The sequence below is a fragment of the Nonomuraea fuscirosea genome (assembly GCF_035917475.1).
Classification (GTDB): domain Bacteria; phylum Actinomycetota; class Actinomycetes; order Streptosporangiales; family Streptosporangiaceae; genus Nonomuraea; species Nonomuraea fuscirosea.
In genome coordinates, this window is record NZ_CP109074.1 from 7550893 (window position 1) to 7569490 (window position 18598).

Below are 18598 nucleotides of genomic sequence, written 5' to 3' on the forward strand. Positions count from 1 at the left end.
GGATTGCGGCCCTCGAAGGGTCATTATCGTCGGCTGTAAAAACAGTTTGACCGGTGTGGTGGTGTTCTGGACGATCAGGGGCGTGAACGTTGAATTCTCACGGTTCTCCCCTGATGAGGCCGATGCCCTTGTTGACTTCCTGACCGGGGAGGAGTGGCCCTTCCATGCGGGCGTCCAGGAGGAGGAGGCCATCCGGCGGCGGGTCGCCGACGGCGTCTACGACGACGATGACAACCGCACCTTCTGGCTGGTCGCCGACGGTGAGCGGGCCGGGCTGGTGCGGTTGCAGGATCTGACCGACGGGACGCCCATGTTCGACCTGCGGATCCGGGCCAAGTGGCGGGGGCGCGGGCTCGGTGCGGTGGCGCTGAAGTGGCTGACCGCCTACCTGTTCGAGCAGTTCCCCGAGTTCCTGCGGATCGAGGGGAACACGCGGCAGGACAACCTGGCCATGCGCATCGTGTTCCGCCGCTGCGGCTACGTGAAGGAGTCGCACTACCGGGACGCCTGGCCGTCGCCGGACGGCCCGGTGTACGACTCCGTCGGTTACGCGATCCTGCGGCGGGACTGGGTGTCCGGGACGACCACCCTGCCCGACTGGGACGACGAGCCGGCGAACGTCGGCTAAAGGACGGCCAGGAAGACGTCGCCGTTGCCCGGCGCGGTGCCGCCCGCCGGGCTCCCGTAGGTCAGGCCCGTGACGGCCACCTGCCCGGACGGGGTGGTGGTGGCGTACAGGCCGGGCTCGGCGAACGGGTCCACGCCGTCGTCGCGGGCCGTCCCGAGCTGGGTGGCGGCGCGCTGGGCCCCCTTGGCGTCCAGGCGCAGCACCACGACGTCGGCGCCGCCCGCCTGCACGCCGACCCGGCCCCGGGTGTAGCCCACGACCCGCACCTCCCCGCCCGGCAGCGGGGTCACGGCGGCGCCCTCGTCGGCCTGCGGCGTGGCCAGCACGTGCTGCCAGCGCCGCGCGCCCTTGCCGGTGTAGGCGACGGTGAGCGCGTCGCCCGCCGACAGGCCCGTGGCGACGGCCAGGCCGGCGGTGGTGACGGTGACCGCGTTCAGCCGGTCGTCCTCGGGGCCGCCGGCGGTGGTGGCCCACTGCCTGGCGCCGTCCGTGGTGTAGGCGGCGATCCAGCCGTCCAGGCCGCCGAGTGCGGTCGTGCCGGGCAGGGCGGCGGAGGCGCTGCCGGTCACGTGGACGGCCCCCACTCCGGCGACAAGGGCGTCGGCGGCGATGCCGGTCGCCTTGTCCTCGCCGGGGCCGCCGTACTGGCGGATCCAGGACAGCGCGCCGTCCGGGGTGAGGCGGGCGACGACGGCGTCCTTGTCGCCGGCGTTCGGGCCGTCGAGCGAGCCCTTGGTGTAGCCGGCGACGTACGCGCCCCCGTCGGGAGCGGCGCTGAGCGCGTAGAGGCGGTCGGCCGCGGCCGGGTCGCCGAACTGGGTGAGCCAGCGCACCTCCCCCGCGGCGTCCAGCCGGACCACGAAGGCGTCGTCCGCGGCGTTGCCCGGATGCCGGCCGTCCAGGTCGCCCTTGGTGTAGCCGGCCGCGAGCACACCCCCGTCGGGCAGGGCCGCGACGCCGTACAGGCGCTCGTCCGCCGCCGTGCCGAACTGCCTGGTCCAGCCGCCGGTACGGGTCAGGACGGCGTCCAGGCGGCCGGCGTGCGGCTGCCCCTCGACCGGGCCGCCGGCGGCGTACCCGAGAGTGAGGGAGCCGTCTGCGTGCGCGGCAACCCCGCCGGCCCAGTCGGCGGCCGGCGTGCCGTGCAACGGGGCGGGCAGGCCGGTTGGCGGCGTGACGCTGAGGCCGGGGCCCAGCTCGGCCATGGCCTGCTCGAACGCGGGCGTCCAGACCGTCCAGTCGTGGCCGCCGTCCATGACACGGAGCTGCGCGGAGATCGCGGGCGAGCGCCTGGCGGCGTTGTAGAGGGCGGCGGACTCGAAGTCGAGGTCGTGGCGGGCGTCGGCGGGGTCGGGGTTGGCGTACTCGTCGTCGCCGACCGCCACGAACAGCCGGACGGGCAGGTCCTCGTCCAGGTCGGGGAGCAGGGACGGGTAGTTGAGCTCGCGGTAGACCTCTTCCGAGAACTTCGCCGCGCCGTCGCCGAAGGCGCCGTAGTCGCGGGCCGAGGAGTCGGACGGCGGCAGCGGCGCGTACACGGCCGGGCTGAGCACGGCGGCGGCGCCGAACAGGTCCTGGTGGGCGAGCGCGAACCGCAGCGCGCCCGCGCCGCCCATCGAGTAGCCGCCGACCAGGCGCGCCTGCCTGATGGGGGCCGTCCGGTAGGTGGCGTCCACATGCGCGATCAGGTCCCTGGTCAGGGCGGTCTCCACCTTGCGGCCGGGGAGGTCGGCGCCGGTGTAGCGCGAGTCGACGTACCAGTTGCCGCGCTCGTTCCACGGCGCGTCCGGCATGACGGCGATGACCGGCGGGATGCGCTTGGTGCGGATCATGTCGTCCAGCGTCGTCTTGACGCGGGTCCACGCCTGCATGGTGTCGCCGCGGCCGTGCAGCAGGTAGAGCACGGGGTGGCGGTCCTTGGTCCGGTCGTAGCGGGCCGGGAGGTAGACGTTGTAGGCGATGTCCTCGCCCAGGGCGGGCGACGGGGCCGCGCCGGTGGTGATCCGGCCCTCCGCCCGTACGCCCGTCTCACCGGGCCCGGCCGTCAGGCTGAGCGCGGCCACGACCGTGAGCGCGGTGGCGGCGATCCATCGGGGTAAGGGCATCGGACTCTCCTGTAAACGTTTACCGCAGGCACGTGAGTACGCGCGTGTTTCGGGAGAGTTTCATGGGGTTTGTGGGGCTCTGTCAACAGGCGCCCTGAGGTCGCGCCACCGCCCGGCGGGGGCGGTGGCGCTTTCGGTGACGTCAGCGGGTGTCGGAGTCGGTGTCGGTGAGGGCGGCGCGGCCGGCCTCCAGCCGGGCCACCGGGATGCGGAACGGGCTGCACGAGACGTAGTCGAGGCCCACGTCGTGGCAGAAGTGGATCGAGGCGGGGTCGCCGCCGTGCTCGCCGCAGATCCCCAGGTGCAGGTCGGGCCGGGCGGCCCGGCCCTCCTCCGCGGCGATCCTGACCAGGCGGCCCACGCCCTCCTCGTCCAGGGACTCGAAGGGGGAGACGCCGAAGATGCCGAGGTCGAGGTAGCGGGAGAAGAAGGCCGACTCGACGTCGTCGCGGGAGAAGCCCCACGCCATCTGGGTCAGGTCGTTGGTGCCGAAGGAGAAGAACTCGGCCGCCTCCGCGATCCGGCCCGCGGTGAGCGCCGCCCTGGGGACCTCGATCATGGTGCCGACCAGGGCCTGCACGCCGGCCTCCGTGAGGATCCTGACGGCCTCCTCGCGGACCGCCTCCAGCTCCTGTACGGCGGCCACCAGCGGGATCATGATCTCGGGCCTGGCTCCCGGCACCTCCTTGGCGGCCTGGGCGATGGCCCTGACCTGCATCGCGAACAGGCCGGGGATGACCAGGCCGAGGCGGACGCCGCGCAGGCCGAGCATCGGGTTCTGCTCGTGCAGGCGCTTGACCGCGGCCAGGAGCCTGCGGTCCTTGGCTGTGGCGGTGTCGGTGGCGGCCTTGATCGACAGGTCCACGATGTCGGGCAGGAACTCGTGCAGGGGCGGGTCGATCAGGCGGATCGTGACGGGCGCGCCGTCCATAGCCTGAAATATGCCGATGAAGTCGGCTTTCTGGAGCGGCTCCAGGGCGTCCAGGGCCTGCTGGCGGGCCTCGTCCGTGGTGGCCAGCACGAGGTCCTCCACCAGCTGGCGGCGCTCGCCGAGGAACATGTGCTCCGTACGGCAGAGCCCGATCCCCTCGCCGCCGAAGCGCCTGGCGCGGGCCGCGTCCTCGGGGGTGTCGGCGTTGGCCCTGATGCCGAGCCGGCGGGCCGCGTCGGCGTGCCGCATGAGGCGGTCGACCGCGCGGACGAGGTCGTCACCCGGCTCGGCGGCGCCCTCGAAGTACTCCACCACGGCCGAGTCCACCACGGGCACCTCGCCTAGGTAGATCTCGCCGGTCGTCCCGTCGATGGAGATGACGTCGCCCTCGGCGACCGTCACGCCGCCGGGCGCGGTGAAGCGGCGCTCATCGGTGTGCACCTCCAGCTCCTCGGCCCCGCACACGCACGTCTTGCCCATCCCCCGCGCCACCACGGCGGCGTGGGAGGTCTTGCCGCCCCGGCTGGTCAGGACGCCTTTGGCGGCGATCATCCCGGACAGGTCGTCGGGGTTGGTCTCGCGGCGGACGAGGATGACGTCCTCACCCTGCTCCGCCAGCTCCACGGCGCGCTCGGAGGAGAAGACGACCTTGCCGACGGCGGCGCCGGGGGAGGCGTTCATGCCCTTGGCGATCCTCTTCTTGGGCGCGCCGGAGTCGAAGCGGGGGAACATGAGCTGGGCCAGCTGGTCGCCGGTGACCCGGGTGACGGCCTCGTCCATCGTGATGAGGCCCTGGTCGACGAGCTGGGTGGCGATGCGGAAGGCGGCCGCCGCCGTGCGCTTGCCGACCCGTGTCTGCAACATCCAGAGCTTGCCGCGCTCGATGGTGAACTCGATGTCGCACAGGTCGCGGTAGTGGTTCTCCAGGACCTCCATGATCCGCAGCAGCTCGTCGTACGAGTGCCGGTCGATGCTCTCCAGCCCCTCCAGCGGGATCGTGTTGCGGATCCCGGCCACCACGTCCTCGCCCTGGGCGTTCTGCAGGTAGTCGCCGTAGATGCCCTGCCGCCCCGAACCGGGGTCGCGGGTGAAGGCGACGCCGGTGCCGGAGTCGTTGCCGTAGTTGCCGAAGACCATGGCCATGATGTTCACGGCGGTGCCGAGGTCGGCGGGGATGCGCTCCTGGCGGCGGTAGAGGATGGCGCGCGGGGCGTTCCACGAGTCGAAGACGGCCATGACGGCCAGGCGCATCTGCTCGCGCGGGTCGGCCGGGAAGTCCTTGCCGGTCTGCTCGCGGACGATCCCCTTGTACGTCTCCACGAGCTCCTGCAGCTCGCCCGCGTCCAGGTCGGTGTCCTGGCGCCGGCCCTTCAGCGTGTCGAGCGCCCGCTCGAACAGGTCGCCGTCGATGCCGAGCACGGTCTTGCCGAACATCTGGATGAGCCTGCGGTAGGAGTCCCAGGCGAAGCGGTCGTTGCCGCCCGCCTGCTTGGCCAGCCCGTGCACGGACTCGTCGTTGAGCCCGATGTTGAGCACGGTCTCCATCATCCCCGGCATGGAGAACTTGGCCCCTGAGCGGACGCTCACCAGCAGCGGATCGTCGGCCTGGCCGAGCTTCCTGCCCATCTGGGCTTCCAGTGCCTCCAGATGCCCGACGACCTCCTGGTCCAGCCCCTCAGGAACAGAGCCTTCCGCAAGGTAGCGGCGGCAGGCCTCGCTGGTGATGGTGAATCCAGGGGGAACGGGCAGCCCGAGGTTCGTCATTTCGGCGAGGTTCGCACCCTTACCGCCGAGCAGATCTTTCTGATTCCTGTCGCCCTCGGTGAAGTCGTAAACGTACTTGGCCACCACACGCTCCAATCAAACGCCTCTGTCCCGGACTCTACCGGGGGAATTGATGATGAAACTGCACTCCCCTCTTAGGTCACTGTTTGCGCTGGTGAAGGGCGCATGAAAGGTCTAATCCAATTATACGACCAGCTCTGGGAAATTGGATTAGACCAATTGGTTTAAACCAATTCTTGAGAAAGGCGGCCCCTGGGTGCAGAATCGGATCACACCCCCACCAGGAGGCCCTGATGGCCACTCCTACCAAGCCCGGGCGGCGGGCCCGCGTGCTCACCGGCTCCGCCAGGGCCGCGGTCGGTTCGGCGCGTTACCTCGACGACCGGCTGCCGTTCGGCCGCTGGTTACGGCCGCAGCTGCGCAAACTCTTCCCCAGCCACTGGTCGTTCCTGCTGGGTGAGCTGGCGCTCTACTCGTTCGTGCTGCTCATCCTCACCGGCACGTTCCTGACGCTGTTCTACAAACCGAACCCCGACGTCGCCTACGAGTCGGTCGTGGAGATCAGCGTGCAGGTGCGCGGCGGGCTGCTGATGCGCCAGTTGCACCACTGGGCGGCGACGGTGTTCGTGCTGGCGATCGTGGCCCACATGTGCCGGGTCTTCTTCACCGGGGCCTTCCGGAGACCGCGCGAGCTGACCTGGATGCTGGGGGTGCTGCTGTTCGGGCTGGCCCTGTTCGAGTCGTTCCTGGGGGTCTCGCTGCCCGCCGACCAGCTCGCGATGACGGGGCTGCGGCAGGCGGAGGGGCTCCTGCTGTCGGTCCCGCTGGTGGGGACGTACCTGTCGGCGTTCGCGTTCGACGGCGGCTTCCCCGGCCAGGTCATCCCGCGCGTGTTCGTCACCCACGTGCTGCTCGTGCCCGGCATCCTGCTGGCGGTGGTGCCGCTGCACGCGCTCATCCTCACCTGGCGGCAGAAGCACACCGAGCGGCGCGCCACCGCCGCCGGCGAGAAGACGGTGACCGGCGGGCCGTTCTTCCCTTACTTCGCGGTCAAGAACGGCGCGACGGCGCTGTTCACGATCGGGTTCATCGCGCTGCTGGCCACGTTCGTCCGGGTCAACCCGGTGTGGGAGCACGGCGCCTACCGTCCGGGCAGCCTGCCGCCGTCGGCGCAGCCGTTCTGGTACGCCGGGGTGCTGGAAGGGGCGCAGCGGCTCGTCCCCGCCTGGGAGGTCACGGTCGGCGGGTACGTGCTGCAGTTCGGGCTCTGGATCCCGCCGCTGGTCCTGGCCGTCTTCTTCGGCGTGCTGCTGCTCTACCCGTTCCTGGAACGCCGGTTCACCGGCGACCGCGACGTGCACCACCTGCTCGACCGGCCGTCACAGGCACCTGTGCGGACGGCGCTGGGCGCCGCGGTGATCACGTTCTTCGCCGTGCTCTGGGCGGGCACGTGGGTCTCGGCGCCGCCGCCGGTGATGCGCTCGGCGCCCGGCTTCCCCGCGCCGCCGCCGGCCGCGCCCGCGCTGCTGACGGTCCCTCCTGACACCTACGAGCTGGTCGTGCCCGGCCTGCGGATCGCGGTGGTCGTGCTGCCGGTGGCGGCCTTCCTGCTCACCAGGGCGTGGTGCCGCCGCCGGTCGGACTAGGGGTTCTGGAGCAGGTCGGCGAGGGGGTTGTGGCCGGGCGGGGTGCCGGGCACGCCGCCCGGCGGAGGCAGCCAGAGCACGAACGTGGACCCCTGGCCCAGCCGCGAGAACACCGCCACGCGGCCCCCGTGCGACTCCACGATCTGGCGGACGATGGCCAGGCCCAGGCCCGTGTGCCGGTCCCGGCGGCTGGACTCGCCGCGCCAGAAGCGGTCGAACACCCGCGCCTGGTCGGCTTCGCGCAGGCCGGGGCCGTCGTCGCCGACCGCCGCCCACAGCCAGCCCTCGTCCCGGCCCGCCGAGGCCCTGATCGTGCCGCCGGGCGGCGAGAGGCGTACGGCGTTGGAGAGCAGGTTGGCCACGGCGCGGCGCAGCGCGTCGGCGTCGCCGGTCATCTCCAGCCCCGAGCCCAGGTCGCGGACGATCGCGATCCGGCGCTCGGCGGCGGGTGTGGCGTACTCCTCGCACGCCTCCCCCACCACCCTGGCCAGGTCGAGATCGGCGTCGGCGAACGCGGTGCCCTGCCGCCTGGCGGTGGCCAGCAGGTCCTCGACCAGCCGGGTCATCCGGGTGGTCGCGCGGTCCACGATGGCCACGGCCCTGATCCGCTCCTCCTCGCTGGCGTCGGGGGCGGCCAGCACGGCGTCCACGTTGGCCCTGATGATGGTCAGCGGGCTGCGCAGCTCGTGGGAGGCGTCGTCGATGAGCTGGCGCTGCGCGCTGAACGCCTCCTCCAGCCGGTCGAGCATGGTGTCGATGGTGTCGGCCAGGTCCTTCAGCTCGTCGCGCGGGCCGTCCAGCTCGATGCGCCGCTTCAGGTCGGTGGCCTGGATCTCCTCCGTCGTCCGGGTGATCGACCGGACCGGCCGCAGCACCCGCCCGGCCAGCACCCAGCCGATGCCCAGGCTGGCCACGTACAGGGCGGCCAGGGTGTAGAGGGAGTAGTCGCGCAGCGTGGCCATGGTCTGGACGTTGACCTGGTTCTCGACCTCCTCGACGAAGACGACCTCGCGCTTGCCGAGATACTGGTTGCCGCTGTACGTCTTCGCGAACTCGGTGGTGACCGGCCGCTGGTCGGTGGTCTTGGACACGGCGAAGTAGATGCCGCCGAGCACGAGCGCGGCCAGCACGAACAGCAGCCCCGAGTAGAGCACGGTGATCCGGAAGCGGATGGTGTGGATCACGACGGCTCCTTCAGCCGGTAACCGCGGCTGATCACGGTCTCGATCAGGCCCTCTTCCTGCAGCTTGCGGCGCAGGTTGCCGACCGTGACGCGGACGGTGCTGGTGAACGGGTCGGCGTGCTCGTCCCAGACGTGTTCGAGCAACTCCTCGGTGGAGACGACGTGGCCCGGCCTGGTCATCAGGTAGTGCAGCACGCCGTACTCCTTCGGGGTCAGCGCCAGCGACCGGCCGTCGAGCGACACCTCCAGCCTGGCCGTGTCGATCCGCAGCCCGCCGACCTCCAGCACGGAGGTGCCGCCCCCGGTGTCCCTGCGCAGCAGGGCCCGCACCCGGGCCAGCAGCTCGGGGAAGGCGAACGGCTTGACCAGGTAGTCGTCCGCTCCCTCGTCGAGGCCGCGGACCCGGTCGTCCAGGCGGTCGCGGGCGGTGATCATGATGATCCGCACGCCCTGGCCCGCCGAGCGCACGGTCCGGCAGAGCTGGAAGCCGTCGCCGCCCGGCAGGTTGAGGTCGAGCAGGACCAGGTCATAGGTGTTGACCTGCAACTTCTCGTGCGCGGAGGGCGCGTCGTAGGAGACGTCCACCGCGTATCCGGCCCGGACCAGGCCGACGCGCAGCGCGTCGACCAGGTCCTCCTCGTCCTCCACCACCAGCAGTCGCATGTTTCGCACCCTAGTTTCGGATGATGCGGTCCGCGATGGGCGCCGCCCGGTCGATGGGGATGGCGAACCCGATGCCGATGTTGCCGCCTCCCCTGCCGGACGCGATCGCGGTGTTCACGCCCACGACCTCGCCCCGGCCGTTCACCAGCGGGCCGCCGGAGTTGCCCGGGTTGATGGAGGCGTCGGTCTGCACGGCCGTACGGGAGGAGCCGCCCAGGCGTACCTCCCGGTCCAGCGCGCTGACGATGCCGGCGGTGACCGTCCCCGACAGGCCCAGGGGCGAGCCGATGGCGAGCACCTGCTCCCCCACGGACAGGTCCGCGGACCTGCCGAGCGTGGCGGGGGTGAGCCGGGCCGGGTCGTCCAGTTCCAGCACGGCCAGGTCCTCGCCGTAGTCGGTGCCGGCCACGCGGGCGGGCAGCCGGCTGCCGTCGCTGAGCACCACCGTGACCTGGCTGCTGCCTCTGACCACGTGGGCGTTGGTGAGGATGTGGCCGCGCTCGTCCACCGCGAAGCCGGAGCCGCCGCTGTCGCGCGTCTCGATGGAGACGACGCTCGGCAGCACGCGGGCCGCCGTCGCGCTCAGCCCGGTCAGGCCGGCGGACGGGGCCCGGGCCGCCCTCGGGAGGGCGGCGACGGGGGCCGGCGCGGGTCCTTCGAACAGCCGGGCGCCCGCCGTGGCGACCGCCGCCCCGCCGAGCGCGCCGGTGAGCGCCGCCACGAGCCCGGCGGCCACCAGCAACCGCCCGCCGGGCGACTCCCGGACGACTCGCGTGGCGTCCGTCCCCGGGCCGGACGCGACGGGTACGGGAAGCGGCGGCGGCCCGATCAGCGGCGGCAGGACGGGCGGCGGTGACACGGGCGGTGAGGCGGCGGCCGGGGACTCCCGGCGAGCGCCTGGCGACGGGGTCCGGAAGTCGGGCCCGTGGGGCCTGCCCAGGCCCATCACGGCAGCCTCGAGAACCACAACATCGACGTCACCGCCGCGATGAGCGCGAAGATCAGCCCCGCTCCGACGAACCACTGCCAGACCTCCTGACGCTCGACGCGATAACCGACCGACGTGCCGATGTCCTCGTAGACCGCCTGCAACTCATCGCCGCTGGCCGCCTCGTAGAAGCCGCCGCCGGCCGCGCCGGCCAGGTCGCGCAGCGCGGGCCCGTCCACCGGCACCGGCACCTCCTGGCCGCCCAGGCTGATGGTGCCGTCCGCCGTTCCGTAGGCGATGGTGGTGACCGGGACACCGCGCGCGGACGCCTGCGCCGCCGCGTCGGACACCGTGCGGCCGGTGGTGCTGGAGCCGTCGGACAGCAGCACGATGTGCGCGGGCGGCGCCTCCTCCTCCGAGTCGAGTGCGGCGATGGCGTCGAGGGAGGAGAAGACGGCCTCGCCGATGGCGGTGCCGGAGCCGGTGCCGAGCCGGTCGAGCGCGCTCAGCACCGTACGCCGGTCCGTGGTGGGCGGCACGGCGACCGAGGCCGACGCCGAGAACGACACCAGGCCCAGGTTGAACCGCTCCGGCAGGCCCTGGACGAACTGCCTGGCCGCCTGCTTGGCCGCCTCGAACCGGTTGGGCGCGACGTCGGTGGCCCCCATGGAGGCCGAGACGTCGAACGCCACCATGATCGTCGCCCGTTCACGCGGCACCCGCACCTCGGCCGTCGGCCGGGCGAAGCCCAGCACGAGCAGGGCGAACATCAGCAGCAGCGCGGCCGCGGGCACGTGCCTGCGCCAGCCGGGCCGCCGCGGCGCCACCTTGTCCAGCAGGTCGAGGTTGGTGAAGCGGACGGCGTAGGAGGTCCTGTTGCGCAGCGCCATGACCACGTACGTCACGGCGAGCAGGGCCACGGGGACGAGCAGCAAGAGCCACAGGGGCGCGAGGAGGCTCACGCGGCGTCACCTCCGCCCGCCGGCGGCCGCCCCTGGCGGGCCGGTCCCGTCGCCAGCGCGGCCAGCCGGCGCTGCCGCATGACGTGCCGGGCCAGGTCGCGCACCCAGTCCCGGTCGGTACGCAGCCGCAGGTGGGCGGCCCCGGCCCGGCGCAGCCCCTGGGTGACGGCGTCGCGCTGCCCGGCCGCCGCCTCGGCGTACCTGCGCCGCAGCCGCGCGCTGCCGGTGGCGACCTCGCGCCGCCGTCCCGTCTCCGGGTCGATGAGCGTCAGGATGCCCACGTCGGGCAGGCTCAGTTCGCGCGGGTCGACCACCTCCACGGCCAGCAGCTGGTGCCGGGCGGCGAGGGCGCGCAGCGGCTGCTCCCAGGTCGGCGGCGGGTCGAGGAAGTCGGAGACGACGACGACCAGGCCGCGGCGGCGCGCCGTCCGGCCGAGCTGGTCTGCCGCCACGCCGATCAGCGGCTCGCTCACCCCCGGCTGGGTGCGCGGCAGCGCGAAGGCCGCCTGGAGCAGCGCCATCAGGTGCGGCCGGCCCGTCCTGGCGGGCAGCGTCCTGACGCCGCCGCCGTGCAGCAGGTGGACGCCGATCCGGTTACCGGTCCGCTGGGTGAGGAAGCCGATCGCGGCCAGGGCCGACAGGGCGAGCTCCCGCTTCTCCATCGCCACGGTGCCGAAGTCCATGCTGGCGGTGGCGTCGAGCAGGGCCCAGATCTCCAGCTCCCGGTCGGCGACCAGGTCCCTGACGTGCGGTTCGTTCGTGCGGGCGGTGACGTTCCAGTCCATCCGCCGCACGTCGTCGCCCGGCCGGTAGGGCCGCGACTCGGCCGGCTCGCTGCCCGGACCTGGCACCAGGCCGAGGTGTTCGCCCTGGAGCAGTCCATCGAGTCTCCTGGTGATCGTCAGTTCGAGCCGGCGCAGCGCGGGCTCGGCCATCAGGTACGGCTTCACGCCACGGCCTCCTGCTGCGGGGCGATGACCGGCATCGGCACGGCGGCGAGCACGCGGTCCACGATCTGCCGGGGCACGACCCCGTCGGCCAGGGCGTCGAAGGAGAGTACGAGCCGGTGCGCCATCACGTCGTGGGCGAGGTCGCGGACGTCCTCGGGCAGCACGTACTCGCGCCCGCGCATGAGCGCCAGCGCCCGACCGGCGGCGAGCAGGCCGAGCGTGGCCCTGGGGCTGGCCCCGAAGGCCAGCAGCCGGTCCACGTCCTGGACGCCGTAGCGGCCGGGGTCGCGGGTGGCGTAGACGAGGCGGACGGCGTACTCGGCGACCGCGTGGTGCACGAAGACCTCCTCGGCCCGGCGCTGCAACGCGACGACCTGCGCCGGGCCGAGGATGTTCTGCGGCACGGGCGGGTCCACGCTCATGCGGTAGACGATCGCCAGCTCCTCCGATTCGCTGGGATGGTCCACGTCGATCTTCATCAGGAAGCGGTCCCGCTGCGCCTCGGGCAGGTGGTACACGCCCTCCGACTCGATCGGGTTCTGGGTGGCCAGCACCAGGAACGGATCGGGCACCCGGTGCGTGACGCCGCCGATGCTGACCTGGTGCTCGGCCATGATCTCCAGCAGCGCGGACTGCACCTTCGCGGGCGCCCGGTTGATCTCGTCGGCGAGCACCAGGTTGACCATGACCGGGCCGAGCTCGACGTCGAACGACTCGGTGGAGGGCCGGTAGATCCGGGTTCCGACGATGTCGGACGGCACCAGGTCCGGCGTGAACTGGATGCGGGCGAACGTCCCCCCGACCACGGTGGCCATGGTCTCGGCGGCCAGGGTCTTCGCGATCCCCGGCACGCCTTCGAGCAGGCAGTGCCCCTTGGCCAGCACCGCCACGAGCAGCCGCTCGACCATGTGGTCCTGGCCCACGATCACCCGCTTGACCTCGAACAGGGCCCGTTCGAGCAGCGCCTGGTCCGTCATGGCCGCAGGCTTCCGTAGTGGCAGTCGTCCACGACGACCCGCAGTTCCAGAGCGGTCGGCTCCGGATCGGCGAACGCGGCGCTCCCCGTCGTGAACGACGTCATGAGCAACGCGACGGCCGCGAGAACCACCAGAGCGAAACGTGATGTACGCATGGATTCCTCGTCCCTCGTATCGGCTTAGGACGAATGTCATCAAGAAACCGCGAAAACCCGCGTAACCGCCGCCTTTACACTATTTTTCGGTGTTCGGCGGGTCAGGGGCCGGTTCGCATGCGAAACGGCCACCCCCTGCGAAGGAGGTGGCCGTCCCGTGCGGTGATCAGCCGATCAGGTAGCGCAGGATCTTCCGCAGTGACGCGCTACGCGCCGCGTCGCTGCCGAGTTGCTCCAGCCCGAAGCCGAGCAGGACCGTGTCCTTGGTGGTCACGGCCGCCGTCCGGTCGGCGGAGGCGCGGACGAAGTCGCCGCCGCCGATCGGGCTGCCCGCCGGGGGTCCGGGGGTCGCCCACGGCCCGAGCCCGGTCTCGAAGCCCTCGGCCTGGGTCGTGCCGCCGGACGTGGTGAGCCGGGTGTCGTCGACGAACGCGCCCACGCCGCCGGTGGCGGGGTCGGTCACGTAGCTGATCGACACCTCGACCTGCTGCCCGGCGTAGGCGGCCAGGTCGAACGCCACCTGCTGCCAGCCGCCCGAGTCACCGGTGAACCGGTTCCACGACCCGCTGCTCCCGGTCGGCTGACAGGGGTTGCCGCGGGTCAGGTAGTGCTCCAGCCACGGATGCTCGTCCAGGTAGAAGCCCGCCTCGCACTCGGACGGGACGCCGGTGTCGGTGCCGCCGTTGAGATCGGGCAGCGTGGTCCAGTTCTCCTGGCCGACCGTGTGGGCCTCGACGATGAGGTTGTCGTAGCCCGGCTCGGTGTCGAAGGAGAGCTGGAAGGCCAGCCGCGGCTGCTGCGCCGCCGTCACGGAGCCCAGGTCGATCGTCCTGGTCAGCCGCATGTACGAGTCGTCGGCGTGCGCCCCGGCCATGTACCAGGCGCCCTCGACGGGGTCGAACGGTCCCGGGGCGCCGAGCGCGTAGTCGGCGGCCGGGGTGCCGGTGAACCTCGGGAAGTCCGTCCCCATGGGGAACAGCACGCCCGCCTCGTCCACCGGGTTGTCCACCGTGGCCGGCCCGCCGAACGTGCCGCTGATCCCGGCCAGCGGGCCCGTGCCGGTGAAGCCGCTCGGGGCGGACCGCGGCAGCCGTCCGGCCAGGCCCATGTAGTACTGGGTGAAGTCGTCGGCCAGCAGCAGGCACTCGTCGAACAGCCCCTGGACGGTGGTGACCACGCAGTCGCCGTCCGGGTCGCCGTCGATGCCGTAATAGATGCCGCCGACGATGGTGTCCAGGATGCCGTAGTACGCGGCGGTCTCGCCGGTGTAGAGGAGCTTGCCTCCTTCGTTCAGGTAGTCGCGGACGGCGATGGTCAGGTCCTGCTGCGAGCGCTTGACGTCGGCGTCCGGCAGGTTGCCGAGCGGGGTCACCGTGACCACGTCCTGCTGGTCCATGGACAGCCGGTTGTCGCCCAGCTCCCACACCACGCCCTTGAAGTGCGACAGCACGCCGAGGTGGTGCGGCACGCCCTGGGCGTCCACGTCCCAGGTCTCGGAGGCGTACCCGGCGGCCTGGAGGGCCTGCTTGTACGTGGTGGTGTACTTGGGCGCCGTCACGGTGGGCGGATAGTCCGGGTTGAAGCCGGTGTAGTCCTCGTTGGCCAGCACCAGCACCTTGGCCGACGACTTCTTGGCCAGCCGGTAGGTGAAGTGCGTGCTGGAGACGACGCCGGCGCCGGGCTTGACGCCCTGGAACCAGACCTCGACCCGGTCACCCGCTCTGGCGCCGCTCACGGTGGCGCGGTACTCGGCGAAGTACAGGTCGTTCTCGTCGCCGTAACGCTCGCCGCCCTTCCACTCGCTCAGCGGCTTGACCCGCGTGGGGCCGCCGTTGATGCGGTAGCGCAGCACCTTGTCCCGCAGCGAGCGGCGCGCGGTGACGGCCACCGGTTGCGGGTCGCCGTACGAGACGGAGAAGGAGTCCGGCTGGAAGTCGGGCACGGTGCGTCCGACCACGGAGACCGGCTTGTCCGGCGTGTGCACGGACTTCGCGGCGGCCAGCGCCAGCGGGACGTTGCGCAGGAACTCGTCCTGGATGAGCGCCTCGCTGTCGGGGAAGGTGAAGCCCTGGCCGCCCGCGCAGTCCGCCAGCGTCCATTCGTCGTTCGGGTCGCGCTCGACAGCGTCCTCACAGGTGGACATCTCGGGCGTGATGGACATGACCTTCCGTACGTTCGTCATGTGCCCGTCGAGTTCGCCGTTGGTGGTGTAGAGCTCGGCGCCGATGTCGGGGTCGTAGCCCTGGACCGCGGGGTTGGCGTCGTCGCCCAGCATGGCCTCGAAGATCAGGTCGTCGGGCGACGGGGTGGCCTGCTGCCAGCCGACCCCGTACAGGAGCAGCATGGCGGCCGAGTGATAGTTCAGCAGGTACGTGAAGTGCACCCGCTTGGCCAGGTTGTCCAGCGCCACGGTCTCGGGCTCCGACTGGGCGGCGGCGCCGCGGTAGGTCTGGCTGGAGCCGAGGCTGGAGGAGCCCTCGTCGTCGTAGCGCCACTTGTAGGCGAAGTTGCGGTTGAGGTCCACGCCGTCGGCGCTGGTGAGCCGGCCGTCGCCGTCGTTGTCGCGCAGGTTCTTGCGCCACAGGCGGTTGTCGGGGGTGAAGGTGTAGTCGTAGCCGTCGGGGTTGGCGACCGGCAGGAACCACAGCTCGGTGGTGTTGATCAGCTTGGTCAGCTCGGCGTCGGCGCCGTAGCCGTTGAGATAGTGGTGCAGCAGCCGCCGCACCATCTCGGGCGTGATCCACTCGCGGGCGTGCTGCGCGGCCGAGTACAGCATGGCCGGGCGCTTGCCGTCGCCGAGGGTCCTGGCGTTCTTGGTCACCTTGATCGCGGTGATCGGCGTGCCGTTGAGGCTGTTGCCGAGGTTGACGACCTTGGCGATGCCCGGCTTGGCGTTCGCCGCCGCGATGATCTCCTCGCGGATGCCGCCGGCGCCCGCGTAGCGCTTGAAGACCCCGTCCGCCTGCAGCGCCCGGCGGGCGGCGGTGTTCTGGGCGCGCAGGGTGACGCCCTGGCCGGCGAGGGACTCGGCCAGCGCGGCGGCCAGGATCACGTCGACGGTGACCTTGCCGTCCGCCCGTTTGACGATCCGCATCTCCTCGCGGTCCACGCCCGCGGCGACCAGCTTGGCCAGTTGGTCGGCGGTGAGCTCACCGCTGTAGACGAAGACGCCGTCGGGCCCGCTCCGGGGTGGTTTCGGCACCGCCGAGGCGGGTGGGATGGTGAACGAGCCGAGTAACAGGAGCGTGCCGGCGAACATGATCAGTGCGCGCTTCATCGCGCCTCCGAAGTAATCAGCCCCCGAATTGCCGCAAAGGATGCCCGCAATGTCGGCGTATGCCGGAGGCTTGTCAATCATGACGGCCACATCCGGTCAAACATTTGACGACTTGGCCCCGAGTACGTTCGAGCTTGCCCGGACACGCGAACGGGCCGCTCGCCGGGAAGTCGGCGGGCGGCCCGTCAGGTCGAGCGGCGGTCAGTCGTTGAGGTGCTGGCGGAGGTAGGCGTCGACGCCGTCGATGGAGATGCGCTCCTGGGCCATCGAGTCGCGCTCGCGGATGGTCACCGCGTGGTCCTCAAGGGTGTCGAAGTCGACCGTGATGCAGAACGGCGTGCCGATCTCGTCCTGGCGGCGGTAGCGGCGGCCGATCGCGCCCGCGTCGTCGAACTCCACGTTCCACCTGCGGCGCAGCTGCGCGGCCAGGTCGCGGGCCTTCGGCGAGAGGTCGGCGTTGCGCGACAGCGGCAGCACCGCAACCTTGACCGGCGCGAGCCGGTGGTCGAGCCGCATGACCGTGCGCTTCTCCAGCACGCCCTTGGCGTTGGGCGCCTCGTCCTCGCTGTAGGCGTCGAGCAGGAACGTCAGCGTGGCGCGGTCGACACCGGCGGCCGGCTCGATGACGTAGGGGACGTAACGCTCGCCCGTGTCCTGCTCGAAGAAGCTGAGGTCGGTGCCCGACGCCTTGGAGTGGGCGGTCAGGTCGAAGTCGGTGCGGTTGGCGATGCCTTCGAGCTCGCCCCACTCCGAGCCGGTGAAGTTGAACCGGTATTCGACGTCGACCGTGCGCTTGGAGTAGTGGGAGAGCTTCTCCTTGGGGTGCTCGTAAAGGCGCAGGTTGTCCTTGTTGATGCCCAGGTCGGAGTACCAGCGGAAGCGCTCGTCGATCCAGTACTGGTGCCACTCCTCGTCGGTGCCGGGCTTGACGAAGAACTCCATCTCCATCTGCTCGAACTCGCGGGTGCGGAAGATGAAGTTGCCCGGCGTGATCTCGTTGCGGAACGACTTGCCGACCTGGCCGATGCCGAAGGGGATCTTCCTGCGCGCCGACTGCTGCACGTTGAGGTAGTTGATGAAGATGCCCTGCGCGGTCTCGGGCCGCAGGTAGGCCAGGCCCGACTCGTCCTCGATCGGGCCGAGGTAGGTCTTGAGCAGGCCGCTGAACTGCCGGGGCTCGGTGAAGGTGCCCTTGTTGCCGCAGTTGGGGCAGGTGATGCCGGCCAGGCCGCCCTCGGGCTCCTTGCCGTTCTTCTCCTCGTAGGCCTCGACGAGGTGGTCGGCGCGGAAGCGCTTGTGGCAGGACAGGCACTCCGTCAGCGGGTCGGTGAAGGTCTCGACGTGACCGCTGGCCCGCCACACCTCGGGGGCCAGGATGACGCAGGAGTCGAGGCCCACCACGTCGTCGCGCGACTGGACCATCGACAGCCACCACTGCCGCTTGACGTTGTTCTTCAGCTCGACGCCCAGAGGACCGTAGTCCCACGACGCGCGCAGTCCGCCGTAGATCTCGCTCGACGGGTAGACGAGCCCGCGGCGCTTGGCGAGGCTGACGATGGTGTCCATGACGTCGGTGCGTCGTGCCATTTGGTTGGTTCTCTTTCCGGCTGGAGGTCGGCGAGGGAAATCGGTGAGATCCCAGCTTAGGGGACGGGCGCCGCTCTCGCGCGCGAGTAGGGCTACGCCCCGTCCCTGAGGTAGACGTCCTCGTACGCGCTGGGTTCGTGGACCATGAGGATCATCAGCGGATACATCACCATCCTGGACGCGGAAAGCGCTCTTCGGTAGAAGCCCGCGCCCTCCCATTCCGACACCAGCGCCCACAGGTTGGGCTCGTCCACCGAGCGCGCCAGCCGGCCCCGGAGGTAGCCGGGCTGGGTGGCGAACGTGTCGAGAATCGTGTGGCCCTGCTTGACGAAGTCCTGCGACTGGGACTCTGGAACGGTGTATCGGATCACGGCGAGCACCCGACCAGCCTAAAGGCGCTCACCCCCCAGGTCGCCCGATCTCCCGTAGGCTCTGGACGTGGCCCCTCAGAACAAGCGCGGCGGCAAGCGTCCCATCCCGCAGGGCGAGCAGTTCTTCACGCCCGGCGCGACCGGCCTGCGCGCGGCGGTGGAGCGGCGCAGCGCCGTGCCGATGACGTTCCTGTTCACCCAGGTGCCCCGGTGGGTGGCGCCGGTCCTCCTGGTGGTCCTGCTGCTGGTGGGGTTCGCCGTGGCCAATCCGCTGGGCGGGGTGGCCGTGCTGCCGGTGCTCGCGTTCATCGGGTGGCTGGCCTACCTGTCGTGGCCGTCGCTGGGGGTGGGCGGCAAGCTGTTGCGGGTCGCCGTGCTGACGTTTCTCGTCCTGCTCGCGGCGACCCGCTTCGGGGCCTTCTGAGCCCGTCAGCCTGTCTATGAGCCCAC

At 71.2% G+C, this 18598-nt stretch carries 15 protein-coding genes; 3 read left to right on the top strand and 12 right to left on the bottom strand.

Annotated features, from left to right (window positions below; all coding sequences use genetic code 11):
• The first annotated feature begins 82 nt into the window (after positions 1-82).
• The gene (locus OIE67_RS34335; RefSeq protein ID WP_326628328.1) at positions 83-628 is read left to right on the top strand and encodes a GNAT family N-acetyltransferase; all 546 of its coding nucleotides are present in this window, start codon (positions 83-85) and stop codon (positions 626-628) included.
• Here the strand turns inward: OIE67_RS34335 and OIE67_RS34340 are convergent.
• Positions 625-2733 (bottom strand): alpha/beta hydrolase-fold protein, encoded by a 2109-nt coding sequence (locus tag OIE67_RS34340; protein ID WP_326628330.1) that lies wholly within the window; start codon positions 2731-2733, stop codon positions 625-627. The two genes, OIE67_RS34335 and OIE67_RS34340, sit on opposite strands and share 4 nt — an antisense overlap.
• A 142-nt stretch (positions 2734-2875) precedes the next feature.
• A complete protein-coding gene (gene ppdK, locus OIE67_RS34345; protein ID WP_326628332.1) occupies positions 2876-5512 on the bottom strand; it encodes a pyruvate, phosphate dikinase in 2637 nt (878 codons plus the stop codon).
• A gap of 230 nt (positions 5513-5742) precedes the next feature.
• On the opposite strand from ppdK, the gene OIE67_RS34350 reads away from it, so the two are divergent.
• Entirely contained in the window at positions 5743-7095 is a 1353-nt protein-coding gene (locus OIE67_RS34350) for a cytochrome b (protein ID WP_326628334.1), read from the top strand.
• On the opposite strand, the gene OIE67_RS34355 is transcribed toward OIE67_RS34350, so the two are convergent.
• The 10 genes from OIE67_RS34355 to OIE67_RS34400 form a co-directional block, all read right to left on the bottom strand.
• Positions 7092-8279: a sensor histidine kinase gene (locus OIE67_RS34355; protein ID WP_326628336.1), complete on the bottom strand. Its 1188-nt coding sequence runs from the start codon at positions 8277-8279 to the stop codon at positions 7092-7094. The two genes, OIE67_RS34350 and OIE67_RS34355, sit on opposite strands and share 4 nt — an antisense overlap.
• Positions 8276-8941: a response regulator transcription factor gene (locus OIE67_RS34360; protein ID WP_181307049.1), complete on the bottom strand. Its 666-nt coding sequence runs from the start codon at positions 8939-8941 to the stop codon at positions 8276-8278. Before OIE67_RS34360 ends, OIE67_RS34355 begins: the two co-directional genes overlap by 4 nt.
• Before the next feature lie 10 nt (positions 8942-8951).
• The gene (locus tag OIE67_RS34365; protein WP_326628339.1) at positions 8952-9800 is read right to left on the bottom strand and encodes a S1C family serine protease; all 849 of its coding nucleotides are present in this window, start codon (positions 9798-9800) and stop codon (positions 8952-8954) included.
• Between the two features lie 86 nt (positions 9801-9886).
• Positions 9887-10831, bottom strand: coding sequence for a VWA domain-containing protein (locus OIE67_RS34370; protein ID WP_326628341.1), 945 nt, complete (start codon positions 10829-10831; stop codon positions 9887-9889).
• Complete coding sequence (locus OIE67_RS34375; protein WP_326645534.1) at positions 10828-11766, bottom strand: DUF58 domain-containing protein; 939 nt, start codon at positions 11764-11766, stop codon at positions 10828-10830. Before OIE67_RS34375 ends, OIE67_RS34370 begins: the two co-directional genes overlap by 4 nt.
• A gap of 11 nt (positions 11767-11777) precedes the next feature.
• Positions 11778-12758, bottom strand: coding sequence for an AAA family ATPase (locus OIE67_RS34380; RefSeq protein ID WP_106235624.1), 981 nt, complete (start codon positions 12756-12758; stop codon positions 11778-11780).
• A complete protein-coding gene (locus tag OIE67_RS34385) occupies positions 12755-12913 on the bottom strand; it encodes a hypothetical protein (protein WP_181307047.1) in 159 nt (52 codons plus the stop codon). The genes OIE67_RS34380 and OIE67_RS34385 overlap by 4 nt, the downstream gene beginning before the upstream one ends.
• A 166-nt stretch (positions 12914-13079) precedes the next feature.
• Entirely contained in the window at positions 13080-16190 is a 3111-nt protein-coding gene (locus tag OIE67_RS34390) for a M14 family metallopeptidase (protein ID WP_326628347.1), read from the bottom strand.
• Between the two features lie 201 nt (positions 16191-16391).
• Complete coding sequence (locus OIE67_RS34395; protein ID WP_326628349.1) at positions 16392-17777, bottom strand: glycine--tRNA ligase; 1386 nt, start codon at positions 17775-17777, stop codon at positions 16392-16394.
• Between the two features lie 92 nt (positions 17778-17869).
• The gene (locus tag OIE67_RS34400; RefSeq protein ID WP_326628351.1) at positions 17870-18157 is read right to left on the bottom strand and encodes an antibiotic biosynthesis monooxygenase family protein; all 288 of its coding nucleotides are present in this window, start codon (positions 18155-18157) and stop codon (positions 17870-17872) included.
• A 58-nt stretch (positions 18158-18215) separates the two neighbouring features.
• On the opposite strand from OIE67_RS34400, the gene OIE67_RS34405 reads away from it, so the two are divergent.
• On the top strand, positions 18216-18572 hold the full coding sequence (locus OIE67_RS34405) for a DUF6703 family protein (RefSeq protein ID WP_326628353.1): 357 nt from the start codon (positions 18216-18218) through the stop codon (positions 18570-18572).
• Positions 18573-18598: the final 26 nt, after the last annotated feature.